Source organism: Mycobacterium sp. UM_Kg27 (genome assembly GCF_000972905.1).
GTDB lineage: Bacteria > Actinomycetota > Actinomycetes > Mycobacteriales > Mycobacteriaceae > Mycobacterium.
Window position 1 is genome coordinate 1 of record NZ_JRMM01000012.1, and the last position, 20,804, is coordinate 20,804.

The window sequence follows — 20,804 nt, forward strand, 5'->3', positions numbered from 1 at the left end:
CTCGAAGCTCAGCGGGATACCTGCTTGCACGTCCCATAACTCGAATCCTCCCAAGATCGGGAGTCTCCGGACTTACCGGGACGGCTCACCGGACTTACCGGGACGGCTCACTCAGGGTGTTAGAGGAATTCACCCATGCGCCCCGTGCTGTCGCCGCGACTGCTCTTGCCGGTGATCGGACAGCCGCTCTGTGACCTGTTGGAACCCGATTTGGCCGACCTGGACTGGTCCGCCGTCCAGCAAGCACTCCACGATGGCGCCCAGCAAGGTCTCCAGAACGCGATCAGCGGCCCATTCCAGCCCTGGTCGGCCCTCACACCGCTGGCCGAGGCCGCCCAGGCTGATTTCATCGATGCGGTGTCGGCAATCGTTGCCGTGTTCGGGATTTTGTGACCTAGCGAACACTCGCACATTACGTTTGCGGCGACCGGTGTCAACTAGCGAGCTGACCTCGCCCGACGGCCGCGCGACCCGCGACGGCCCAACCGCTAGGCATCGGCTTGGGGCGCGCCATTGCGCGCGCCGGGTTGATGTCGAGGTAACGTTTTGGTTACGGTGCCCTGCGTGCTCACGCAAGGACTAGTAGATCTGCGCATGAAATCCTCGGTTCTGGCCGCGACGACTCTGTTGCCGGCCGCCGTGTTCTTGGCTGGCGGCGTCGGTGCCGAGCCGGGAAACAACGACGAACCACCCCCTCCGGCCGCCGCCGATGTGCCGCCGCCGCCCGAGGACGCGCCACCTCCACCTCCGGAAGACGCACCTCCCCCGCCACCCGAGGAAGGACCACCTCCGCCCCCGGAAGACGCACCTCCCCCACCACCCGAGGACGCACCTCCCCCGCCACCCGAAGACGGGCCACCACCGCCGCCCGAAGACATTCCGCCCCCTCCGCAGGACTGGGGACCGCCCGTACCTGATCTGGTGACCAATTGGTCCATGCCGGCGCCGCACGCGCTGCCGCCGGGGATCGTCAACGAGCGCGGCATGCAGGTCAAGACGATCCTCGTCGCGCGCAGCATCAGCGAAGCGTTCCCGCAGATTCACGACATGATCGGGGTGCGTCCCGATGGTCAGCGCTGGCACCCGTCCGGACTAGCCATCGACGTGATGATTCCCAACGCCGGCAGCCCGGAGGGCATCGCGTTGGGAGACGAGATCGTCGCGTACGTCCGGCAGAACGCCGGTCGGTTCGCCATGCAGGACGCGATCTGGCGCGGCACCTACTACACACCGGCCGGGCCCAGCGGTGGCGGCAACGGCCACTACGACCACGTGCACATCACCACGTTCGGCGGGGGTTATCCCAACGGCAACGAGGAGTACCTGCGCGAGGAAGCCGGACCGCCCCCATCCTGACGGCGCCTAACGCGCCTAGCGCACTGGGTCTTTGGCGTTGCCGGCCTGCCACTGCGACCACGGCACGTTCCAGTCGCCGAGGCCCTCATTGCCGGGCAGCAGCGAGCCGATGGTGTTGTTGATCTGCACCACGTCGCCGCGTTTGACGTGGTCGTAGAACCACAGCGCGTTGCTGGGGCTGACGTTGATGCAGCCGTGGCTGGTGTTGGCGTAGCCCTGGGCTCCCACCGACCACGGGGCCGAGTGCACGAAGATGCCGCTGTAGGAGATCTGGGTGGCCCAGTCCACGTCTGTGCGATACCCGTTGGGCGAGTTGACCGGTACTCCGTAGGTCGATGAGTCCATGACGATGTGCGCGAAGCGCTCGCCGACGATGTAGGTGCCGTTGTTGGTCGGGGTGCTTTCCTTGCCCATCGAGACCGGCATGGTCTTGGCCACTTCACCGTTGATGCGCACCACCATCGACTTGGTGTCGTCGTCGACGGTGGCGATCACCTCGTCGCCGATGACGAAGTGGCTGGCCGCGTCGTCCTGCCCGTACACCCCGTTGCCCAGATCCACCCCGTAGGTGTTGACCTGTACGTCGACGTTGGTTCCGGGCTTCCAGAAGGCCTGCGGCCGCCAGCGGACCTCACGATTGTTCAGCCAGTAGAACGCGCCCACCACCGGAGGATCGGTGGTGATGGTGATCGCTTTCTCGGCTGCCTCGCGGTCAACGATGTTCTCGTCGAACCGGATCGCCACCGGCTGACCGACGCCGACGACCTCGCCGTCTCGCGGCATGACGTAGGGCATGGTCAGGTTCTGCGGCGAGTGCGTCTGAAACGTCATCTGCCGGCTGGTCACGCCACCGAGGCCTAACGCCTTCGCGTTGACCGTGTAGCGCTTGTTGTAGCCGAGCTGCTCGGATGTCGCCCACGTCAACCCGTCGGCACTGAGCTTGCCGTCGACGATTGCGCCGTACTCGTTGACCATGGTGACCGAATCGAGCACGCCGTCCTCGGCGGTCACGGTCACCGGCGCGTCCACCGCGACCCCGACAGCCTTGTCGGTGACCGACGCAGTGACCTTGGGAATAAGCAGGTCAGCGAAAGGGGTGCCCTTGTCGGTGATGATCTTCGCCGCTTCGGCGTCGGCGCTGCTACCACACGCACTCAAGCTCATTACCGTGGCCGGAACCATCAGCAATGCAGCTGCCCGGGACCCGAACCCCCGGCAGCGTTCCGCCAAACCAACCTGCCCCATGCTTTTCCCACCTGACCGTGCTGATGCTGCTCGCAGGCAGTCTAGTGGGTTATCGAAACTGCCGCTGTGCCGTCCGCAGGAGCGCTCTGACGTCGCGATTTCGTCCCCCGGCGCGGCGCCTGTTATTGTCTCTTTCGCGGTTCTTCACCGCACGGCGCCGTTAGCTCAGTTGGTAGAGCAGCTGACTCTTAATCAGCGGGTCCGGGGTTCGAAACCCTGACGGCGCACTTAGTTCGGACGATGTTCGATACTCCGCTACACCCTCGGGGGTAGCTGACCGTTTCGAAGTCCATTCCCTCCAACGGGTCGCGCTCAGGTCTCCAGCTACCGCATCGCCGCCCCGGGGACCGGCGTCACCGCCATCACACTTTTACCCGGCTAGGTTAGCCTTGCCTATGGTAATGTCTATCAGCGACCTCGCAGACTTCTGCTCTCTAACTCTAGGGTGCAGCTCAGACAACAACTAAGGAGCTACCGTGGATTTCGCCGTCCAACCCAATGCGACCAGGACCAAGACCGGTCTGACGACCCGATTGGCGGCTGCCGGGATTGCTGTTGCGGGAGCCGGCCTGGTGGCTGTTCATCCGGTCGCGCCGGCCGTGCAAGAAGTCCGGCACCAGGCGGTACAGCTGACCGCCGGAATCGAGGGCTTCTTCGGCTGGTCTTCGGTGTTCGAGCGCACCGCGGAGAACCTCAGCACCTTGTTCAACGATGCCAACGTCTTCGATGTGATCGGCCAGCTGGGCAGCAACTGGGTCGACTACGGTCAGCTGATCATCGGCATGGAGGACGTCCCGCTGGACGCCCGCCCGGGCATGGAGCCGCGGTTCGTCACTTCGGGCTTTGCCGGTATCGGTGAGGCGTTCGAGAAGATGATCTTCGGCGTCGAAGGCCAGGATGTGAAATACCCGGGCCTTGAAGTGCTCCTGGAGCGCATGGGCGAGGCTCTCGCCAACGGAAACCCGTTCGAGGCGTTCAACGAACTCAACATCTGGACGCTGTACGGCATTGAGGACATCGGCAAGGCGATGGGCCCGGTGCTGTCCATCCCCGCCCGCGAGGCGGAGAACATGTCGAGTCTGCTCAACGAGTTCATCGGCCCCCTGGACGCGTGGGCCTTCATCAAGGCGGTCAGCCAGACCATGATGGCGCCGATGATCGGCGTCTTCTACCAGCTGACCGAAACCCTGACCAACGTCCTCGGCGGTGACTTCGAAGCGCTCCTGAGTGCCCCCGCGGACCTGGTGAACACGTTGGTCAACGGCTATGTCGTCCCCGAGACGGAAGCTGTCTTCGTGGGCCTGATCAACAACGACAGCATCTTCGACCTGCTGCTGGTGGACTGGCCGGCGCGCGCCGCCGAGGCACTCACGGTGGGCACCGCGGATCTGCCGGTCAATGCCGTGGAAATCCTGCCCGTCCCCGAGATCGACGGCGACCTGTTGTAAGCCCCAGGGTTGCAGCGGTAGAACGCACCGACGGCCGGGAAGGGACACTGAGTCCCCTCCCGGCCGTTTGGCTTCAGTGCGCCACCAGACCCAGTTTCGCGGTCGCGCGCGCAGATCTCAGCGGTTGCGGATTCGGCGAATGGTCAGGATGAGGATCACTCCGCCGACACCGGCCAGCGACGCCATTACCACCGGCTGGGTGACGATCTCGACCGCCCGGGCCTTGGCGCGGTCGGCCAGCCGACGGGGGTTGGCCCGGTCCGCGAGAATATCGACCGTCGACGCCAGCTGCTCGCGGGCCTGATCGATGTCCTTTTTGATCGTGTCGGGATCGCGTTCCGCCACTGTCGTCCTCCCTGTCCGATGCTGACCCTGTCGAACTACCCTAGAGCAGCCGGGGTTCGTCTCAGGCCCCGGCGAGCAGAAAGGGGCAGTTGTTGACCGACACCGCACGCCTGGCGCCCGGCGATGAAGCGCCCGCGTTCAGCCTTCCCGACGCCGACGGCAACACCGTGTCACTGGCCGACTACCGGGGACGGCGGGTCGTCGTCTACTTCTACCCGGCGGCCTCGACCCCCGGCTGCACCAAGCAGGCCTGCGACTTCCGCGACAACCTGCGCGACTTCAACGACGCCGGCCTCGACGTGGTCGGGATCTCCCCCGACAAGCCCGCCAAACTGGCCAAATTCCGCGACGCCGAGGGGTTGACCTTCCCGCTGCTGTCCGACCCGGACCGATCGGTGTTGACGGCCTGGGGCGCCTACGGCGAGAAGAAGATGTACGGCAAGACCGTGCAAGGCGTCATCCGCTCGACGTTCGTCGTCGACGAGCAGGGCAAGATCGCCGAGGCCCAGTACAACGTGCGGGCAACGGGGCACGTCGCGAAACTGCGGCGCGATCTGTCGGTCTGACCCCCGCCCTCGATAAAGGCCAGCGCTCGGCGGCAGCCGGAGGCGTTGACCGCAGCTCACAACTACTAATTGTGAGCCGACAAGAACAACCCCACTAGTCACGGGCTGGCGGCGGGCGGAGCATTGTTTCCAACGGTCGGGCTTGGGTAGCCGCCGGATCGAGCGACCAACACGGCGCGCTACTCCTACCCCGTTGGAAGGCAGGAAGATGACTGGGCATAGCTGGGCAGTGATCGGAGCGGGACCCGCAGGCATCGCCGCGGTGGGCCGACTGCTCGACCATGGCATCCCCGGGAACGAGATCGTCTGGATCGATCCCGACTTTGCCGCCGGGGACGTCGGCACCAAATGGCGCGCCGTCCCGGGCAACACCCATGTGTCGCTCTTCCTCGACTACTTGAACGGCTCCCCGTCGTTCCGCTTCGCCGAAGCGCCGCACTTTGAGCTGACTGACATCGATCCCGGGCAGACCTGCCCACTCGGCCTGATCGCCGATCCGCTGGTGTGGATCTCCCAACACCTGACCGAGCGGGTCACCGCCCTTCGCACGGTGGCAACCGAGCTCACCGTGCGCAACCGCCACTGGTTGGTGAGCACCCCGGACACCGAGATCGAAGCGAAGAACGTGATTCTGGCCGTCGGCTCGGTTCCCAAGACTCTCTATCACCCCCACCTGCAAGAGATTCCGATCGAGGTGGCGCTGAACCCCGACAAGCTCGGACAGCTGGCGTTGGACGATGCCACGGTGGCCGTCTTCGGCTCGTCACACTCATCGATGGTGGCCCTGCCCAACCTGTTAGACACCCGGGTCCGCAAGATCGTCAACTTCTATCGAAGCCCGACGAAATACGCTGTCTACCTAGGTGATCAGATTCTGTTCGACGACACTGGCCTGAAGGGAAATGCCGCAACGTGGGCCCGCGAGAACATCGACGGAACCTTCCCGGAGCGCCTGGAGCGGTATCGGGTCGACGACAAGGAGTTCGCCGAGCAGCTGCAGGCCTGTAGCCACGTTGTCTACACCGTCGGGTTCACCCGGCGGCAGCTCCCCGCGACCCCGCAGTGGGGGGAGCTGGAATACGATCCGGTGACCGGGATCATTGCCCCGGGACTGTTCGGGGTCGGGATTGCCTTCCCCGAGTACGGAATCGACTCGTTCGGATCTGGGCAGTATCGGATCGGACTGATCAAGTTCATGCAGCGGCTCAACAGCGCTCTGCCCCTGTGGTTGCAGTACGGGACATAGCCGAGACGTGCTTCAGCGCGGTGGGTTGGCGCCGCCGATGTGGCTCAACAGGTCCCGGACGGCACCGGCCGGCGGTGTGCGCCCGCCCGCCCAGATCGCCCTGAGATCACGATGCAGGTCCAGTTCCGGTACTTCGACGCTGCGGAGCCGGCCGACCGCAAGGTCATCGGCGACCGCCAACCTGCTCATCACCGCCGGCCCGGCTCCGGCCAGTACGGCCCCACGAACGGCGACCGACGAAGACAGTTCCAATGCCGGACGTGGCTGTGCCACCTCGTGGCCCAAGACCGCACGCAGCGCCGACGTCAGCGAATCACGCGTTCCCGAACCCTGTTCACGCACGACCAGCGGGGTCTGGCTGAGTTCTGCGGCGGTCACGCCGTTGATGCGACGCGCCCATTTGTGGTCCGGCGGCACGATCACCACGAGCTCGTCGCGCGCAACAACACGGCTTCGAATACCGGTCAGCGCCCCCGGGCTCTCGATGAAGCCCAGGTCCGCCGCTCCGCCTCGCACGCTCGCGATGACCTGCTCGCTGTTGGTGGCGGTCAAAATGACCTCCGGCGCCTGGCGACCGGTTCGCGTGGCGGAAGCCTGCAGTGACACGATCCAGCGCGGCATCAACTGTTCGGCAACCGTGAGACTCGCAGCCACCTTCATCTTCTTACGGCTGGCGGACCGCAACGAAGCCATCCCGGCGTCGACGTGACTGGCAATATCCAGTAGCTGGTCTGCCCACTCCGTCACGACCGCCCCGGCCGAGGTCAACTGCGAACCACGCGCACTACGGCTCACCAGTCGCACACCGGTCTGGGCCTCCATCGCTGACAGGCGTGCCGAAACCGCCTGCTGCGTCAGCCCCAATTCCCGGCCGGCAGCGCCGAGGCTGCCGGTTCTGGCGATAGCCACCAACATCTCGAACGCCGGCAAATCGGGCATGCGGGGGCTCAGCGCCATCTCCCCATGCAATCACAAATGGCCCTTGTGGGCCCGTCGATCAGGGACCGGTCATCAGGCGGGCTGATCCCCCAGCTTCGCCAGCAGCAGCGCTTCGGCGGTGGCGGCGCGTTCCAACACTCCCAGATGCAGGCTCTCATTGATGCTGTGTGCCTGGGTGCGGGGATCTTCCACCCCGGTGACCAGGATGGTCGCCTGCGGGTAGGCGGCGGCGAACTCGGCGATGAACGGGATGGAACCGCCCATGCCCATGTCGATGGGTTCGACGCCCCACGCCTGGGCGAACGCGGCCCGGGCCGCGTCGTACACCGGGCCCGTGGCGTCGATCGCGTAGGGCTGCCCAACGTCGCCCGGGATGACGGTTAGTTGTGCTCCCCACGGGACGTGTTGCTGCAAATGAGCGGTGAGCGCCTCCAGGTGAGCGGCGGCGTCCCCGCCGGGAGCCACCCGCATGCTGATCTTGGCGCGGGCCCGCGGGATCAGCGTGTTCGACGATGCCGCGATGCTCGTGGTGTCGATACCGATGACGGTGATCGCCGGCTTGGCCCACATCCGCTGCGGCACCGAACCGGAGCCGATCTCGGCCACCCCGTCCAGCAGTCCGGTGTCGACCCGCACGCGCTCGGGTGGGTAGTCGACTGGTGCCGCGGTGCTCTGGTGAAGCCCGGCGACCGCGACATTCCCGTCGTCGTCGTGCAGGCTGGCCAGCAGCCGCACCAGGACGGTCAGCGCGTCGGGCACCACCCCACCCCACAGCCCGGAGTGCAGCCCGTGGTCCAGCGTCGCGACTTCTACTACGCAGTCGGCCAGTCCCCGCAGCGACACCGTCAGCGAGGGGATATCGGTGCTCCAGTTGTCGGAGTCGGCAATCACGATCACGTCGGCGCTCAGCGCGTCGCGGTGCGCGGCGAGCAGTGCCCCCAGCGACGGCGACCCGGATTCCTCCTCGCCTTCGACGAAGACCGTCACACCGACCGGCGGCTGGCCGCCGTGTGCCCGGAATGCCGCCAGATGCGTTGCGATACCGGCCTTGTCGTCGGCGGTGCCGCGGCCGTAGAGGCGCCCTTCGCGTTCGGTGGGTTCGAACGGCGGTGAATCCCACTGCGCCACGTCGCCTTCGGGCTGCACGTCATGGTGCGCGTAGAGCAGCACAGTCGGGGCACCCGGAGGCGGCGGATAGTGCGCGATGACGGCCGGCGCACCGCCTTCGGCGACGATCTGCACCTGCGGGAAACCGGCCTGGCTCAGCAGGTCTGCGACGCGCTGGGCGCTGCGGTGCACCTCGGGTCGTCGCGCGGGGTCGGCCCACACCGACTCGATGCGCACCAGACCCTCCAGGTCAGCCCGCACCGACGGCAGGACGTCGCGGACTCGCTGGATCAGTTCACTAGAACGAGCAGACATAAAAGCACCCTACGACGCGCTATTTGGGGCGCTTTCCCGACTGCTCGGCCGTCAGATCTCCAAGATCGCGACGGCGGCGGCGGTATCGGCCTCGTGGGTCAGCGACACGTGGATCGTGACCTCGGCCAGATGCTGCGCGATCTCACCGGAGAGTCGCACCTTCGGGCGTCCCCACATGTCGGTGACCACCTCGATGTCCCGGTGAATCGCCTCCGGCAACACCGGTTTCTGCGCAAACCGCGAACCGGACCACGCCTTGATCACCGCCTCCTTGGCCGCCCAGCGGGCCGCCAGGTGCCGCGCCGCCGACGAACTTTTGTCGGAGGCGTCGCGCCGCTCCCCGGGGGTGAACGTCTCGGCGAACACCGTCCCGGGTTGGTCGACCTGCTCGGCGAAGTCGGGGATCGACACCAGGTCGATCCCGACACCAACGATGCTCACGCGCCCAAACCTACAGACCGCATGTGCTCAGCCGATGTAGACGTCGCCGTCGCCGAGCCGTGCCGCCGGATTGAGCAACATGGCCGACTCCTGGCGCTTCTCCGACGAGTCGTGGTCGAACCGCCGGTCGGCGGGCCGCTCATACATCGGCTTGCCGCCGGCGATCGCTGAGGCGAGTCGCCGCTGACCGGCCAGCACCCGGGCGTTGGCCTGCTCCTCGTACGCCGCGCGCTGACTCGGGTCCAGCGCCGCCAGGAACGCCGCCGGGTGCACCAGGGCGACCAGACCAGACACGTGACCGAAGCCCAGGCTGGTGACCAAACCTGCCTTGAGCGGGAATTTCTCCCCCAGCTCCAGCGTCTCGCGCACCCACACCAGGTGCCCGGCAGTGGCCAGCTCGTCGTCGACACAGTCCAGGCTGCGGTTCGGCGGGATCACCCCGTCGCGCAGCACCTGGCACAGGCCCATCATCTGGAAGACCGCCGCGCCGCCCTTGGCGTGCCCGGTGAGGCTCTTCTGGCTGATCACGAACAGCGGCGCACCGTCAGAGCGGCCCAGTGAATCGGCCAGCCGCTCGTGCAACTCGGTCTCGTTGGGGTCGTTGGCCAACGTCGAGGTGTCGTGCTTGGAGACCACCGCGATGTCATCGGCGCCCACACCCAGCTTGGCCAGCGAACGGGCCAGCACCGAGTCCCTGCCGCCCCGGCCCGCGCCCAGCGCGCCCAGCCCCGGAGCGGGGATCGAGGTGTGCACACCGTCGGCGAAGCTCTGCGCGTAGGCCACCACCGCCAGGACCGGCAGGCCCATCTTGGCGGCCAGGTCGCCGCGGGCCAGCAGAATGGTGCCACCGCCCTGCGCCTCGACGAAGCCCAACCGGCGCCGGTCGTTGGCGCGGGAGAACTTCGAGTCGCTGATTCCCTTGGCCCGCATCATCTCGGTGTCGGCGGTGGCCGCCATGTCACCGAAGCCGATGATGGCCTCCAGGGTCAGGTCGTCGTAGCCGCCGGTGACCACCAGCTCGGCCTTGCCCAGCCGGATCTTGTCGACGCCCTCTTCGACCGAGACCGCCGCGGTGGCACAGGCGGCCACCGGGTGGATCATCGCGCCGTAGGACCCGACGTAGCTCTGAACCACGTGTGCGGCAACGACGTTGGGCAGAACTTCCTGCAGGATGTCGTTCGGCTTGGCACGCCCGAGCAGGTTGCCGTGGTACATGGTCTGCATCGAGGTCATGCCGCCCATGCCGGTGCCCTGAGTGCTGGCCACCAACGACGGGTGCACCCAGCGCATCAACTCGGTCGGGGTGAAGCCCGCCGACAGGAACGCGTCAACGGTCGCGACGATGTTCCATAGCGCCACCCGGTCGATGGAGGTGGCCATGTCCTGGCTGATCCCCCAGACCGTCGGGTCGAATCCGGTGGGGATCTGAGCACCCACGGTGCGCGACAGCTTGCTCTTGCGCGGCACCCGAATCTCGGTGCCGGCCTTGCGGATCACCTGCCAGTCCGAGGAGTCCGGCACCGGGCGCACCACGGTGTGCTCGGGGTCGAACTCGACGAACGCCCGGGCGTCGGCCTCGCTGGAGACCACGAACGAGAAGTCCTTGTCCAGGAACACACTGACCAGCAGCGGTGAGGCGTGGTCGGGGTCGATCGCGCCGTCATCGACGAACTCGCGAACACCGACGCGTTCCACCACGGCGTCGTGGTAGCGCTCCACCAACTCGGCCTCGTCGACCAGTTCGCCGGTCGCGGTGTCATACCAACCCGGGGTCGGGTCGTCCTCCCACTTGACCAGGCCGGTGGTCCAGGCCAGCTCGAGCACCCCAGCGGCCGACAGCTCGCCGGAGACCTCCATCTCGAAGCGGGTCCGTGACGAGCCCAGCGGGCCCAATTCGGCGCCACCGACGATGACCACCAGGTCGGCGAGGTCGACGTCGAGGTCGGCCCAGGCCGGCGGGGGTGCCGGAGTGTGGCCCCGTGGCGGGCTCGGCAGTGCCGCAATGGTGTTGCCGGCATCAGCCTCGTCGTCGGCTGTGGCTTCGCTCGTCATCTCCTCACGAGCCCGGGCAGCCAGCTCGGCCATGTCCAGGTTCGCCTCGGCCAGCCCACCGGTCAGGTCGGCCTCGATCGGGGCGTTGGCCGCGGCCACCTTGGACTCGACGTTGCACAGGTCCAGCAGCATGGCCGCCATCTGCTCAGTCGAGTAGGTGGTGACGCCGGCTTCCTCGACCGCATCGACGATGACGTCGTTGTGGCCCATCAGCCCGGTGCCGCGAGTCCAGCCGATCAGAGCGTGGGCCAGGCTGACCCGGGAAGCCCACGAGGACTCCGCCTTCCAGCGCGACACCAGCGCGTCCAGTGACGCCTTGGCCTCGCCGTAGGCGCCGTCACCGCCGAACATGCCGCGGTTGGGCGAGCCGGGCAGCACCACGTGCAACCGGGAGGCGATGTCACGCTCGGCGCCGATCTTCGACAGGCCGCCGATGAGGCGCTGCACCGCCCACAGCAGAACCTTCATCTCCATCTCGGCACGTGCACCGGCCTCCGACAGATCGCCGGTGACCCGCGGCGCCGCGAACGGGAACAGCAGCGTCGGGGTCTGCGCGTCCTTGAGGTGGATCGACTGCGGTCCAAGGCTTTCGGTCTGCTCCGTTCCGACCCATTCGACCAGTGCGTCGATGTCGGAGTAGGAAGCCATGTTGGCCGGCACCACCCACAACGCGGCACCGAACCGGGCGTGGTCACGGTAAAGGTCGCGGTAGAAGCTCAGCCGCTCGTCGTCGAGTCGAGACGTGGTGGCGATGACGGTCGCACCGCCGTCGAGCAGCTGCCCGACCACCGATGCCGCGATCGAGCCCTTGGAGGCGCCGGTCACCACCGCCACCTCGTCGCTGTAGCGGCCCCGGCCCGGGTTCTCCGCGCCGGCGGCGATCCGCGCGTACAAGGAGCCGTGGATCTGCCGGCCGGAGGCCAGTGCCCGGGCCTGCCACCAGGACGCCTGGGTGGCGACCACGTGGCCGGCGCCTTCGAAACGCTCGGCGAGGCGGGGCCAGTCGGCGTCGATGTCGCCTTCGTCGGCCAGCCACAGCTTGACCAGGTCCTCGCGGGCACTGGCCCAGCGGTCGTCGAACAGCACCGCCTTGCGGCCGTCGAAGGCCGGCGCCACCAGCCGCGGCCAGTCCGAGCCCAATTCGGCGGTCACCAGGTCGATCAGCTCGCTGTCGGTGGCACCTGCCGGGGCGCTCATTGCATCGTCGAACCCGAGCTGGCCCAACACCAGCCGGGCCGCTGAGGCGAGCACACCGTCGCGGCCGGTGATCTGGGCGGTGAACTCGCCCAGCGCGGCGGCGTCCACGGTCGCGCCGCCGCCACCGCCTGCCGACGGCAGGCTGACCGCGACACCACGGCGTGCGGCGACGGCCTGCACGGCCGCATCGATGGCCTTGTCGACGGCCGCGGCGTCGGCCAGCGCGCCCTCGTGCAAACCGCCCAAGGCGCCGCCCCGGACACTGGTGCCCTCGCGGGTCCCCAACGCCACCTCGACGGTGACGTGCTTGGCCCAGCCATCACCGAGCTCCCAGGCCTTCTTGACCCGTTCGGCGATGGCACCGGGCCGCTTGCCGGACGGTCCGAGAATGGTGCGCAGCTGGTCGTTGATCGCGTCGGTCAGCACCGGGCCGTAGGGCTTGTAGGTGCGGGCCAGCTTGGTCACCTGCGACTTGAGCCCGGACAGGTCGGCTTCGGCGGCGCCGTCGATGGCGCCCAGGTTCAACTCCGAACCCAGGTCCACCAGCAGCTGGTTGCGCCGCGAAGACGCGCCGTCGGTGATGGACTCGATGGAGTCCAGCGCCTCGATCTGGTCGATGCGCATCTTGGCGCTCAACGCGATCAGTGCGCAGGTGGCGTCGGCGGCGTCGAACGCGATGTCGTCGGGGCGGGGAGCACCGGACGGAGCCGCAGGCGGAGCCGCGGCGACGGCCGGGGCGACATCGGGGTTGAGCGCACCCTCCGGCGCGCCGGCGCCGGAATCCTCCTCAACCACCTCCTCCGGCTCCGGGTCGGTGTCGGTGGCGAACAGCACAGCGGCGTCGCGCTCAGCGTTGAGCACTTCCACGGTGCTGTGGGCGTACTCGGGCAACTTGAGCGTGTTGGTGGCCAGTCCGGCGACCGTCGGAGCGGTCTTAACCCCGATCTCGACAAACCGTTCCACGCCCAACCCGCCGGCGGCCTGCTCGATGAACAGCAGGTCCTGGGTCTCGATCCAGCGCACCGGGCTGGCGAACTGCCAGGCCAGCAACTCGATGACGACCTTGCGGCACAGCTCGGCCGGCTTCTCGTTGCGCCAGGTGTCGTAGTCGGCCAGCACCTCGTCGAGCGGCTCGGCCGGCACCAGGTCGCGGATCTCCTGGATGAACTCCCGGTCCAGGGTGAACGGCTTGGGAACCAGGTTGGGGATGTAACGGCCGACGATCAGCGCCGGGTCCTGATCGCGCGGCATGACCCGCTCCAGCGAACGCCGGAAGTCGTCCACGCCGATACGCAGCACCTCGGAGTGGAACGGCACGTCGATGCCGGGCACCAGGATGAAAGACCGCTTGCCGCCGCTGATCTCACGGCGCCGCTCGACCTCGGCCTCCAGCGCCTCCAGGCCGGCTACCGTGCCGGCGATCGCATACTGCGAGCCGCGCAGGTTGAAGTTGACGATCTGCAGGAATTCGCCGGTGCGCTCGGAGATTTCGGCGACAAACGCGGTGACGTCGGCGTCATCGAGATCGATCTGCGACGGCCGGATGGCCGCCAGCCGATAGTTGGAGCGTCCCATGGCGTCACGCGGGACGATGTCGTGCATCTTCGAGCCGCGATGGAACACCACCTCCAGCAGCGCCTCGAGCTCGTAGACACCGCTGACACACGCCAGCGCGGTGTATTCACCGACGGAGTGACCGCAGGCGATCGCACCTTCGACGAACGCCCCCTGCTCGCGCATCTCGGCGACCTGCGCGGCGGCCACTGTGGCCATGGCCACCTGGGTGAACTGGGTCAGGTACAGCACGCCCTCGGGATGCTGGTAGTGCACACCGGAGGCGATCAGGGAAGTCGGGTTGTCCCGCACCACGTGCAGCACCGAGAAGCCCAAGGTTTCACGGGTGAACTTGTCCGCGGAGTCCCAGACCTTGCGCGCGGCCTTGGACCGGGCACGGACCTCCATGCCCATGCCCTTGTGCTGGATGCCCTGTCCCGGGAACGCATAGACAGTCTTGGGGGCGGTAAGCCGGGCGGTAGCCGACATCACCAGGTCCGAACCGATCCGTGCGCTGATCTCCAGAACCTCTGCGCCCAGGTCGATTCCGACCCGGTCCACCCGGAAGTCGACGTCATCGCCGGGCTTGACCATGCCTAGGAAGCGCGCAGTCCAGCCGACCAGTCGCGCCGGTGGACGAGCCTGGCCGTCGGTGGCGGTCACCACGTGCTGGGCCGCGGCCGAGAGCCACATGCCGTGCACGATGGGTGATTCCAGGCCGGCCAACAGGGCTGCGGCCCGGTCGGTGTGGATCGGGTTGTAGTCGCCGGAGACCGCCGCGAACGGGCGCATGTCCACCGGTGCGGTCACGGTGACGTCGCGCCGACGGCGGCGCGGGGTGTCGGTGGCGTTGTCGGAGACCGCACCACCGGCCCGGACCGGGTCGGTCAGTTCCGCGGCACCGGTGCGTCCGCGGATCGCGAAGCGCTCCTCCAGCGTGGCCAGCACGGCGCCATCGGCTGCCGCCACGGTGACCGAGACCGGAACGACGCGGCCGACCTCGGTGTCGGTGGCCGCCGACACCGTTGCGGTGACGCGCAATTCGGCCGGTTCAGCCGGCAACGGGGCGAGCAGCTGCGCCGCGTGGTCCAGATGCACCAGGGACAACAGACCCTCGACAACCGGGAACCCGGTGTCGGTGCTGGCCGAGCCGATGGCGGCGAACACCGCCGGCCAGCACCGGCCGACCAGTGCGTCGGGCACGGTGGACAGACCCGGCGCCAGCGGCGCGCCGAACGTTGCGGTCACCCCGGTGTGGTCAGCGACCTGCTCGGGGTTCCACTCCACGGTGACGGTGGCCGAGCCATCGGTCACCGGCGGCAGGGCCTCCGGGCCGTCGACACCGGCGGCGATGGCCAGCACCGCGCGCATGGCGGCGGCGGCGTCCTCGGTGGAGACCAGCGGGGTGGCGCCGTCGACGACGGCTGCCGGCACGGTGAAGCGAATGTTGATCCAGACACCGGACAACGGCACGCTCAGTACGACGCTCGAGTCCGAGGCGACCTCCAGACGTGCCGCGGTCGACGGGTGGGTGGCGGTGCGATTCTCGTGCACCTGCCACTCATCGGGGTCGGCGATCCGGTGCACCGGGTTGGTCGCGGTGCGACCCGCCCACAGCACGTCGGGGGCGTCGAGCAGCACGGCCAGCGGGCCGGTCACATCGGTGCGGCCCTGACGGCGCGCCGTCACCGGGGTGGGCTCCACGCCCGTGGCGAGCACCTGGTCCACTGCCGCCTGCTCGAAGCGGTCCAGCAGCTCTCCGACCGGCTCGTCGACCCGGGTGATCCCGGCGACCGCGGTGATGCCCGGAATGATGCAGACCTGCTCGGCGGTGTAGCGGGCGTCATGCGCCTGCCACAGTGAGTCGCTGCGCCACCAACGGCGCACGTCCTTGTCGATCACCGGCACGAAGTTGACCGGCTTGCCCGGCGTCTTGCAGAGCTGGGTGAAGAACGGCGCGTCGGCCGGGTGCAGCCGGACGGTCTCGGCCTCGGGGTAGCGAGCCAGCAGCGCCGCGATGGCCTCTTCGGGACGCTCCAGGATCGACTGTGTGCCTTGGGAATCGGCGAAAAGGGTCTCGATCGGACCCGACTCGAGTTCGTTGAGCCGCGCTTCGGCGCGCTGCAGCATCGAACCGAACCGCTCCCGCCAGGTGTCGGCCAGCCACGGGCTGTCCGGTGACGCGGTGTCGGCGGTCGAGTCGCCAGCACCGATGGCCAATTCCACGTAGCGGCGCAGCCACTGCGCGTACGTCATCTCGGTGACATCGCCGAAGTAGGGCTTGGCGGTGTCGGCCAGCGCGGCGATGATCTCGTCGCGACGCGCCGCGACAGCCTCGCCGTCACCGGCGACCTCGTCGAGCAGCCGGCCGCACCGCGAGGCGACGTTGTCGATCTCGTGGATGTCGGCACCGAGCTGGCTGCGCGAAGAAGCCATGCCGCCCTGCGCTTTACCGGCGCCGATCCAATGGTCGGTGCCCTTGGTGTCCACCAGCATCTGCTTGACTGCCGGCGACGTGGTGGCCTCCAAGGTGGCCATTGCCGCGGTCCCGACCAGAATGCCGTCGACGGGCATCAACGGGAAGCCGTGCTGCTGCGACCAACGGCCGGACAGATATTCGGCGGCCTGCTCGGGGGTGCCGATTCCGCCGCCGACGCACAGCGTGATGTTGGGCTGCGAGCGCAGCTCGGAGTAGGTCGCCAACAGCAGGTCGTCGAGGTCTTCCCAGGAGTGGTGCCCACCGGCGCGGCCACCCTCGACGTGGGCGATCACCGGCATGGTGGGGACCTCGGCGGCGATGCGGATCACCGACCGGATCTGCTCAACGGTGCCGGGCTTGAACACCACGTGGCTGATGCCGGATTCGTTGAGCTCGGCGATCAGCTCGACAGCCTCTTCCAGCTCGGGGATGCCGGCACTGATCACCAGCCCGTCGAACGGCGCGCCGGACTGACGCGCCTTCTGCACCAACCGCTTACCGCCGACCTGCAACTTCCACAGGTATGGGTCCAGGAACAGCGAGTTGAACTGGACGGTGCGGCCCGGCTCGAGCAGCGTCGTGAGCTCGGCGACCCGGTCGTTGAAGATCTCCTCGGTGACCTGCCCGCCGCCGGCCAGCTCAGACCAGTGCCCGGCGTTGGCGGCCGCGGCGACGATCTTGGCGTCGACGGTCGTCGGGGTCATACCGGCCAGCAGGATCGGCGAACGGCCGGTCAGCCGGGTGAACTTGGTGTCGAGCTTGACCCGACCGTCGGGAAACCGCACCACCGAGGGGGCGTAGCTCGTCCACGGCCGGGCGACCTCCGGGACGGCACCGATGGTGAACAGGTTGCGCTGCCCACCGCGGGTGGCCACCGGCACGATGCCGATGCCCAGGCCGCGGATCACCGGCGCGGTCAGCCGGGTCAGGATGTCGCCGGGTCCCAGATCCAGAATCCAGCGGGCGCCCGCGTCGTGCAGCGTGGTGACCTCGTCGACCCAGTCGACCTCGCCGACCAGGATCGAGTCGGCCAGCTTGCGGGTCAGCGCGACACCTTCGGCGTCGAAACCTATCTGGGCGGCCCACCGAGCCACGATCTCGATGCCGTCGGACAGGCGCGGCGAGTGGAAGCCGACCTCGACCTGAACCGGTTCGAAGACCGGCGCGAAGACCGCGCCACCGCGCAGCTTGTTTTTGCGCTCGGCGGCCTCCTTCTCGGCGATCTGCTCGCAGTACAACTCGAAGCGTGACAGTTGTTCGGGGGTCCCGGTGATCACCACGGCACGGCGACCGTTGCGGATGGACAGCACCGGCGGAAGCACCGTACGCACGTCCTGGGAGAACTCGTCCAGCAGCTGCCGGATGCGCTCGGGGTCGACATTGGTGACCGAGACCATCGGCGGGCGGTCGCCCAGGATCGAAATGCCGCGGCGCCGGGCGACCAGCGTTCCGGCGGCCCCCAGCAGCTGGGCGATCGCCAGCAGTTGCACGTCGGTGGCGCCACCGGCCTTCAGCGACTCGACGGCCAGGATGCCCTGCGAGTGCCCGGCCGCAGCGACCGGCGGGGTGGCCGCCAGGTCCAGCCCTTGGCGCTCCAGCGCCCGCATAGCGGCGATCTGGGTCAGCAGCACTCCCGGCACCGACACGGCCGCCGAAGTCAGCTGCTTGGCCGACGGGATCGGGTCCTCGGCGGCCAGCGCCCGCACCCATTGCAGCGGCTCGAAGCCGATGGGCCGGACCACCACAAGTTCCTTGGCGATCGGCTCGAGCAGCAGGTCCGCTTCACCGGCCAGCGTGGCCAGCTCCGTCTCGATGCCGGCCGACGACACCAGCTCCTCGAGCGACTCCAGCCAGGCACTGCCCTGTCCACCGAAGGCGACCGCGTACGGCTCGCCGCCCGTCAACCGATCCACCAGAGCGGACGAGGCACTGGGGAACCGCCCCGAGCCTGCGCCCTCAGCGGAAACCCGGTCGTGTTCGTGGATCGTCACGGTATGTATCTCCCCTGCCCTGGTTAACGTCGCGTCGTCTTCGACGCCTGCCGGAATGACCGGCCTAACAGCGGGTTCTCGCGTGTTCGCGGCCGCGCTACAGCCGTAAGAGTGTCATAAGAACCTGTGCCGTTTCGACAGCAAATTGGTTACTGGTGAGTTCTACGCTCGGGTAACCCAGCCTCGGATATCACGGGGCTCGACCACGGCCAGAACGATCCGGGACAAACGTCCTGCATGCGCGGGGTTACGGTCGAGTAGCCACAACGACGCTGATCAAGGCTCCATTGTTATCTAATCGTTATGTTTGAATCAGCGAGGCCAACTGGCTTTGGTGGCGCTCGGGGCTCCGAGCCTGAACGGGCCCGGTGATCCCTGGCCTTCGCAGCCCGTTTCGGAGCTAGTTTGCTGGGCGGACGGCGGGCCGGAGCTTGGTCAGGCCCACTGACCGAACTGGGGCACCAGGATCTCGTTAATGTCCACACCAATGCCGCCGACCGTGCGCCTGTCGATCTCGACTTGATGCAAGTTGGCCGCCGGATGGGCGACACCGCCGGGTGAGCCGAAGTTGTGTTGCCAGAAGCACGAGCCCAGACCGTCCTGCAGCGCCCACTCAATGGTTTTGGAGTTGGCGTAGACACCGGTGCGCTCCGGCCCGATCACCGACTGCCAGCCCCGCAGGTAGGGAGCAACCTGCTCTTTGTACTGCTCGAAGGACGGATTGTCGTCGATGGAGGCGTAGATCGGCGCACTGTCCGGACCACCGGCCGCCGTGTGCAGCTGTGCGCCACGCTTGGCGTGGTCTACACCCGCGTCTTGGCCGCCCAGCCAATCCGCCGTCGCCTGCTTTCCGAACTGGTAGCAGGAGACCACCGTGAGTCCGTTCTCCTGCAGGTCGCGCGCCTCGGCCAGCTGCATCGGCTTGCCAAGCATCCAGTCGGCACCCGGCCGACGGTCCGACACATAGCGGATCGCACCCGCCGCGCCGGACGCCTTGATGGCGTCGGCCGGCAAAACCCCGGCCGAGTAGTCCAGCAGAATGCCCAGCGGCGCCGCCTCGGCGACCGCGGCGAGCAGCGCCGAAGCCCCGGCGCCGAGTCCTGCCGCCGCGGTGAGTTTGAATACGTCGCGCCGTGAAAACATCACGCGACACAGACTAGGACAGACTTTGGCGCAGTTTTGGCCGGTCACCGGCGAAAACCACGCCGAAATCGTGTGCGACCATAGCCGGTGTCCGGCAAAAGACAGACAAGGTAGGCCCGAATTGCGTCCCTGGATCGTGTGGGGCACCGGCCTGCTGTCCTATTTGGTGGCCGTGCTGGACCGAACCACTTTCGGAGTCTCGGGCCTCGACGCCGCCGATCGCTTCCACGCCGGCCCGAGCACGCTGTCGTCGTTTGTGATCGTGCAATTGGTCATCTACGCGGCCATGCAGATTCCGGCCGGAGTGCTGTTGGACCGCTTCGGCCCCCGGGCGATGATCGCCACCGGCGTCCTGGTGCTCTCCGCCGCCCAACTGACGCTGTCACTGACCCATTCGCTTCCCACCGCGGTCGGCGCGTACGGCGTCATCGGCCTGGGCGACTCGTTCATCTTCATCTCGGTCATCCGGCTGCTGCCCAATTGGTTTGCCCCCAAGCGTGTTCCGCTGCTCACCCAGCTGACCGGCATCTGCGGCCAGTTCGGCCAGTTCCTCTCGGCGGTGCCGTTCCTGGCAATCCTGCTGCACGGCGGCTGGACGGCCGCCTACCTGTCGGCCGCAGGGCTGGGCCTGTTCGCCGGCATGCTGACACTGGCCGTCACCCGCGACGCCCCGCCGGGAACGCCGGCCGCCGTGCACGCACGAAGCTTTGCCGACGCGTTCGGTGAGATCAAGACCGTGTGGTCGCGGCCAGGGACTAAGGCGGGCTTTTACACCCACATGGGCAACGCGTTCTCCCCCGGCGTGTTCGCGCTGATGTGGGGGGTGCCATACCTGACAACCGCGCAAGGCCTTTCGCGCGGCATGGCGGGCGCGGCGCTGACGCTGTCGGTACTGCCTTTCATCGTGGTGGGACTGCTGGCCGGAACGATTTCGGGACGTTGGCCGGGGCACCGTTCGCGGGTGGCGCTGACCATGATGGCGCTGATCGCGCTGACCTGGACGGTGCTGCTGGCGCTGCCGCAGCCCGCGCCGCACTGGCTGTTGGTGGTGCTGATCCTGGTGATCTCGGCGGGCCAGCCAGTGTCGATGCTGGCCTTCGACTTTGCCCGCACCTACAATCCGCCGGCCTCGTTGGGCACCGCGCAAGGCATGGTCAATACCGGCGGCTTCATCGCCACCCTGCTCATCATGCAGGCGATGGGGGTGGTCATCGCAATGACCGGCGGCTACTCATTCGCCGCGTTCCGGCTGGCCTGGACCATGCAGTACGTCGTCTGGGCGGTGGCCGCGGTCGGCGTGGTGATCTACGCCCGCAGGGCACGAGACTCCGAGACGTTCGGGGAAACTCCCATACCGGTGACCGTCTCCGAGCATTGAAC

The 20,804-nt window shown here is 67.7% G+C and carries 13 protein-coding genes and 1 tRNA gene; 7 read left to right on the forward strand and 7 right to left on the reverse strand.

What is annotated here, in order from left to right:
- Window positions 1-135: 135 nt before the first annotated feature.
- Both LI94_RS03545 and LI94_RS23655 read left to right on the forward strand, forming a co-directional pair.
- Complete coding sequence (locus LI94_RS03545) at window positions 136-393, forward strand: hypothetical protein (RefSeq protein ID WP_046300323.1); 258 nt, start codon at window positions 136-138, stop codon at window positions 391-393.
- 201 nt (window positions 394-594) lie between these two features.
- A complete protein-coding gene (locus LI94_RS23655) occupies window positions 595-1,356 on the forward strand; it encodes a hypothetical protein (RefSeq protein ID WP_192830897.1) in 762 nt (253 codons plus the stop codon).
- A gap of 15 nt (window positions 1,357-1,371) precedes the next feature.
- Here the strand turns inward: LI94_RS23655 and LI94_RS03555 are convergent, their stop codons facing one another.
- Window positions 1,372-2,601: an Ig-like domain-containing protein gene (locus LI94_RS03555; RefSeq protein WP_046300324.1), complete on the reverse strand. Its 1,230-nt coding sequence runs from the start codon at window positions 2,599-2,601 to the stop codon at window positions 1,372-1,374.
- Between the two features lie 154 nt (window positions 2,602-2,755).
- On the opposite strand from LI94_RS03555, the gene LI94_RS03560 reads away from it, so the two are divergent.
- Both LI94_RS03560 and LI94_RS03565 read left to right on the forward strand, forming a co-directional pair.
- Window positions 2,756-2,828: transfer RNA gene (locus LI94_RS03560), tRNA-Lys, on the forward strand.
- Between the two features lie 249 nt (window positions 2,829-3,077).
- Complete coding sequence (locus LI94_RS03565) at window positions 3,078-4,049, forward strand: hypothetical protein (protein WP_024443494.1); 972 nt, start codon at window positions 3,078-3,080, stop codon at window positions 4,047-4,049.
- A gap of 117 nt (window positions 4,050-4,166) precedes the next feature.
- On the opposite strand, the gene LI94_RS03570 is transcribed toward LI94_RS03565, so the two are convergent.
- Window positions 4,167-4,394 (reverse strand): DUF3618 domain-containing protein, encoded by a 228-nt coding sequence (locus tag LI94_RS03570; protein ID WP_024443493.1) that lies wholly within the window; start codon window positions 4,392-4,394, stop codon window positions 4,167-4,169.
- A 92-nt stretch (window positions 4,395-4,486) separates the two neighbouring features.
- Between LI94_RS03570 and bcp the strand changes: the two genes are divergently transcribed.
- Window positions 4,487-4,960: a thioredoxin-dependent thiol peroxidase gene (bcp, locus tag LI94_RS03575; RefSeq protein ID WP_046300342.1), complete on the forward strand. Its 474-nt coding sequence runs from the start codon at window positions 4,487-4,489 to the stop codon at window positions 4,958-4,960.
- 208 nt (window positions 4,961-5,168) lie between these two features.
- The gene (locus tag LI94_RS03580) at window positions 5,169-6,206 is read left to right on the forward strand and encodes an FAD/NAD(P)-binding protein (RefSeq protein ID WP_046300325.1); all 1,038 of its coding nucleotides are present in this window, start codon (window positions 5,169-5,171) and stop codon (window positions 6,204-6,206) included.
- Between the two features lie 12 nt (window positions 6,207-6,218).
- Here LI94_RS03580 and LI94_RS03585 read toward each other — a convergent pair whose 3' ends face one another.
- The 5 genes from LI94_RS03585 to LI94_RS03605 all read right to left on the reverse strand — a co-directional run bounded on the left by LI94_RS03585 (window position 6,219) and on the right by LI94_RS03605 (window position 19,427).
- Complete coding sequence (locus LI94_RS03585; protein WP_046300326.1) at window positions 6,219-7,163, reverse strand: LysR family transcriptional regulator; 945 nt, start codon at window positions 7,161-7,163, stop codon at window positions 6,219-6,221.
- A gap of 54 nt (window positions 7,164-7,217) precedes the next feature.
- Complete coding sequence (locus LI94_RS03590) at window positions 7,218-8,567, reverse strand: dipeptidase (RefSeq protein WP_046300327.1); 1,350 nt, start codon at window positions 8,565-8,567, stop codon at window positions 7,218-7,220.
- A gap of 51 nt (window positions 8,568-8,618) precedes the next feature.
- Window positions 8,619-9,008: a holo-ACP synthase gene (locus tag LI94_RS03595; protein WP_024443488.1), complete on the reverse strand. Its 390-nt coding sequence runs from the start codon at window positions 9,006-9,008 to the stop codon at window positions 8,619-8,621.
- 27 nt (window positions 9,009-9,035) lie between these two features.
- Window positions 9,036-18,281: a type I polyketide synthase gene (locus tag LI94_RS03600; RefSeq protein WP_046300328.1), complete on the reverse strand. Its 9,246-nt coding sequence runs from the start codon at window positions 18,279-18,281 to the stop codon at window positions 9,036-9,038.
- A gap of 435 nt (window positions 18,282-18,716) precedes the next feature.
- Complete coding sequence (locus LI94_RS03605; RefSeq protein ID WP_239651146.1) at window positions 18,717-19,427, reverse strand: DUF1906 domain-containing protein; 711 nt, start codon at window positions 19,425-19,427, stop codon at window positions 18,717-18,719.
- Between the two features lie 118 nt (window positions 19,428-19,545).
- Between LI94_RS03605 and LI94_RS03610 the strand changes: the two genes are divergently transcribed.
- On the forward strand, window positions 19,546-20,802 hold the full coding sequence (locus LI94_RS03610) for an MFS transporter (RefSeq protein WP_046300330.1): 1,257 nt from the start codon (window positions 19,546-19,548) through the stop codon (window positions 20,800-20,802).
- Window positions 20,803-20,804: the final 2 nt, after the last annotated feature.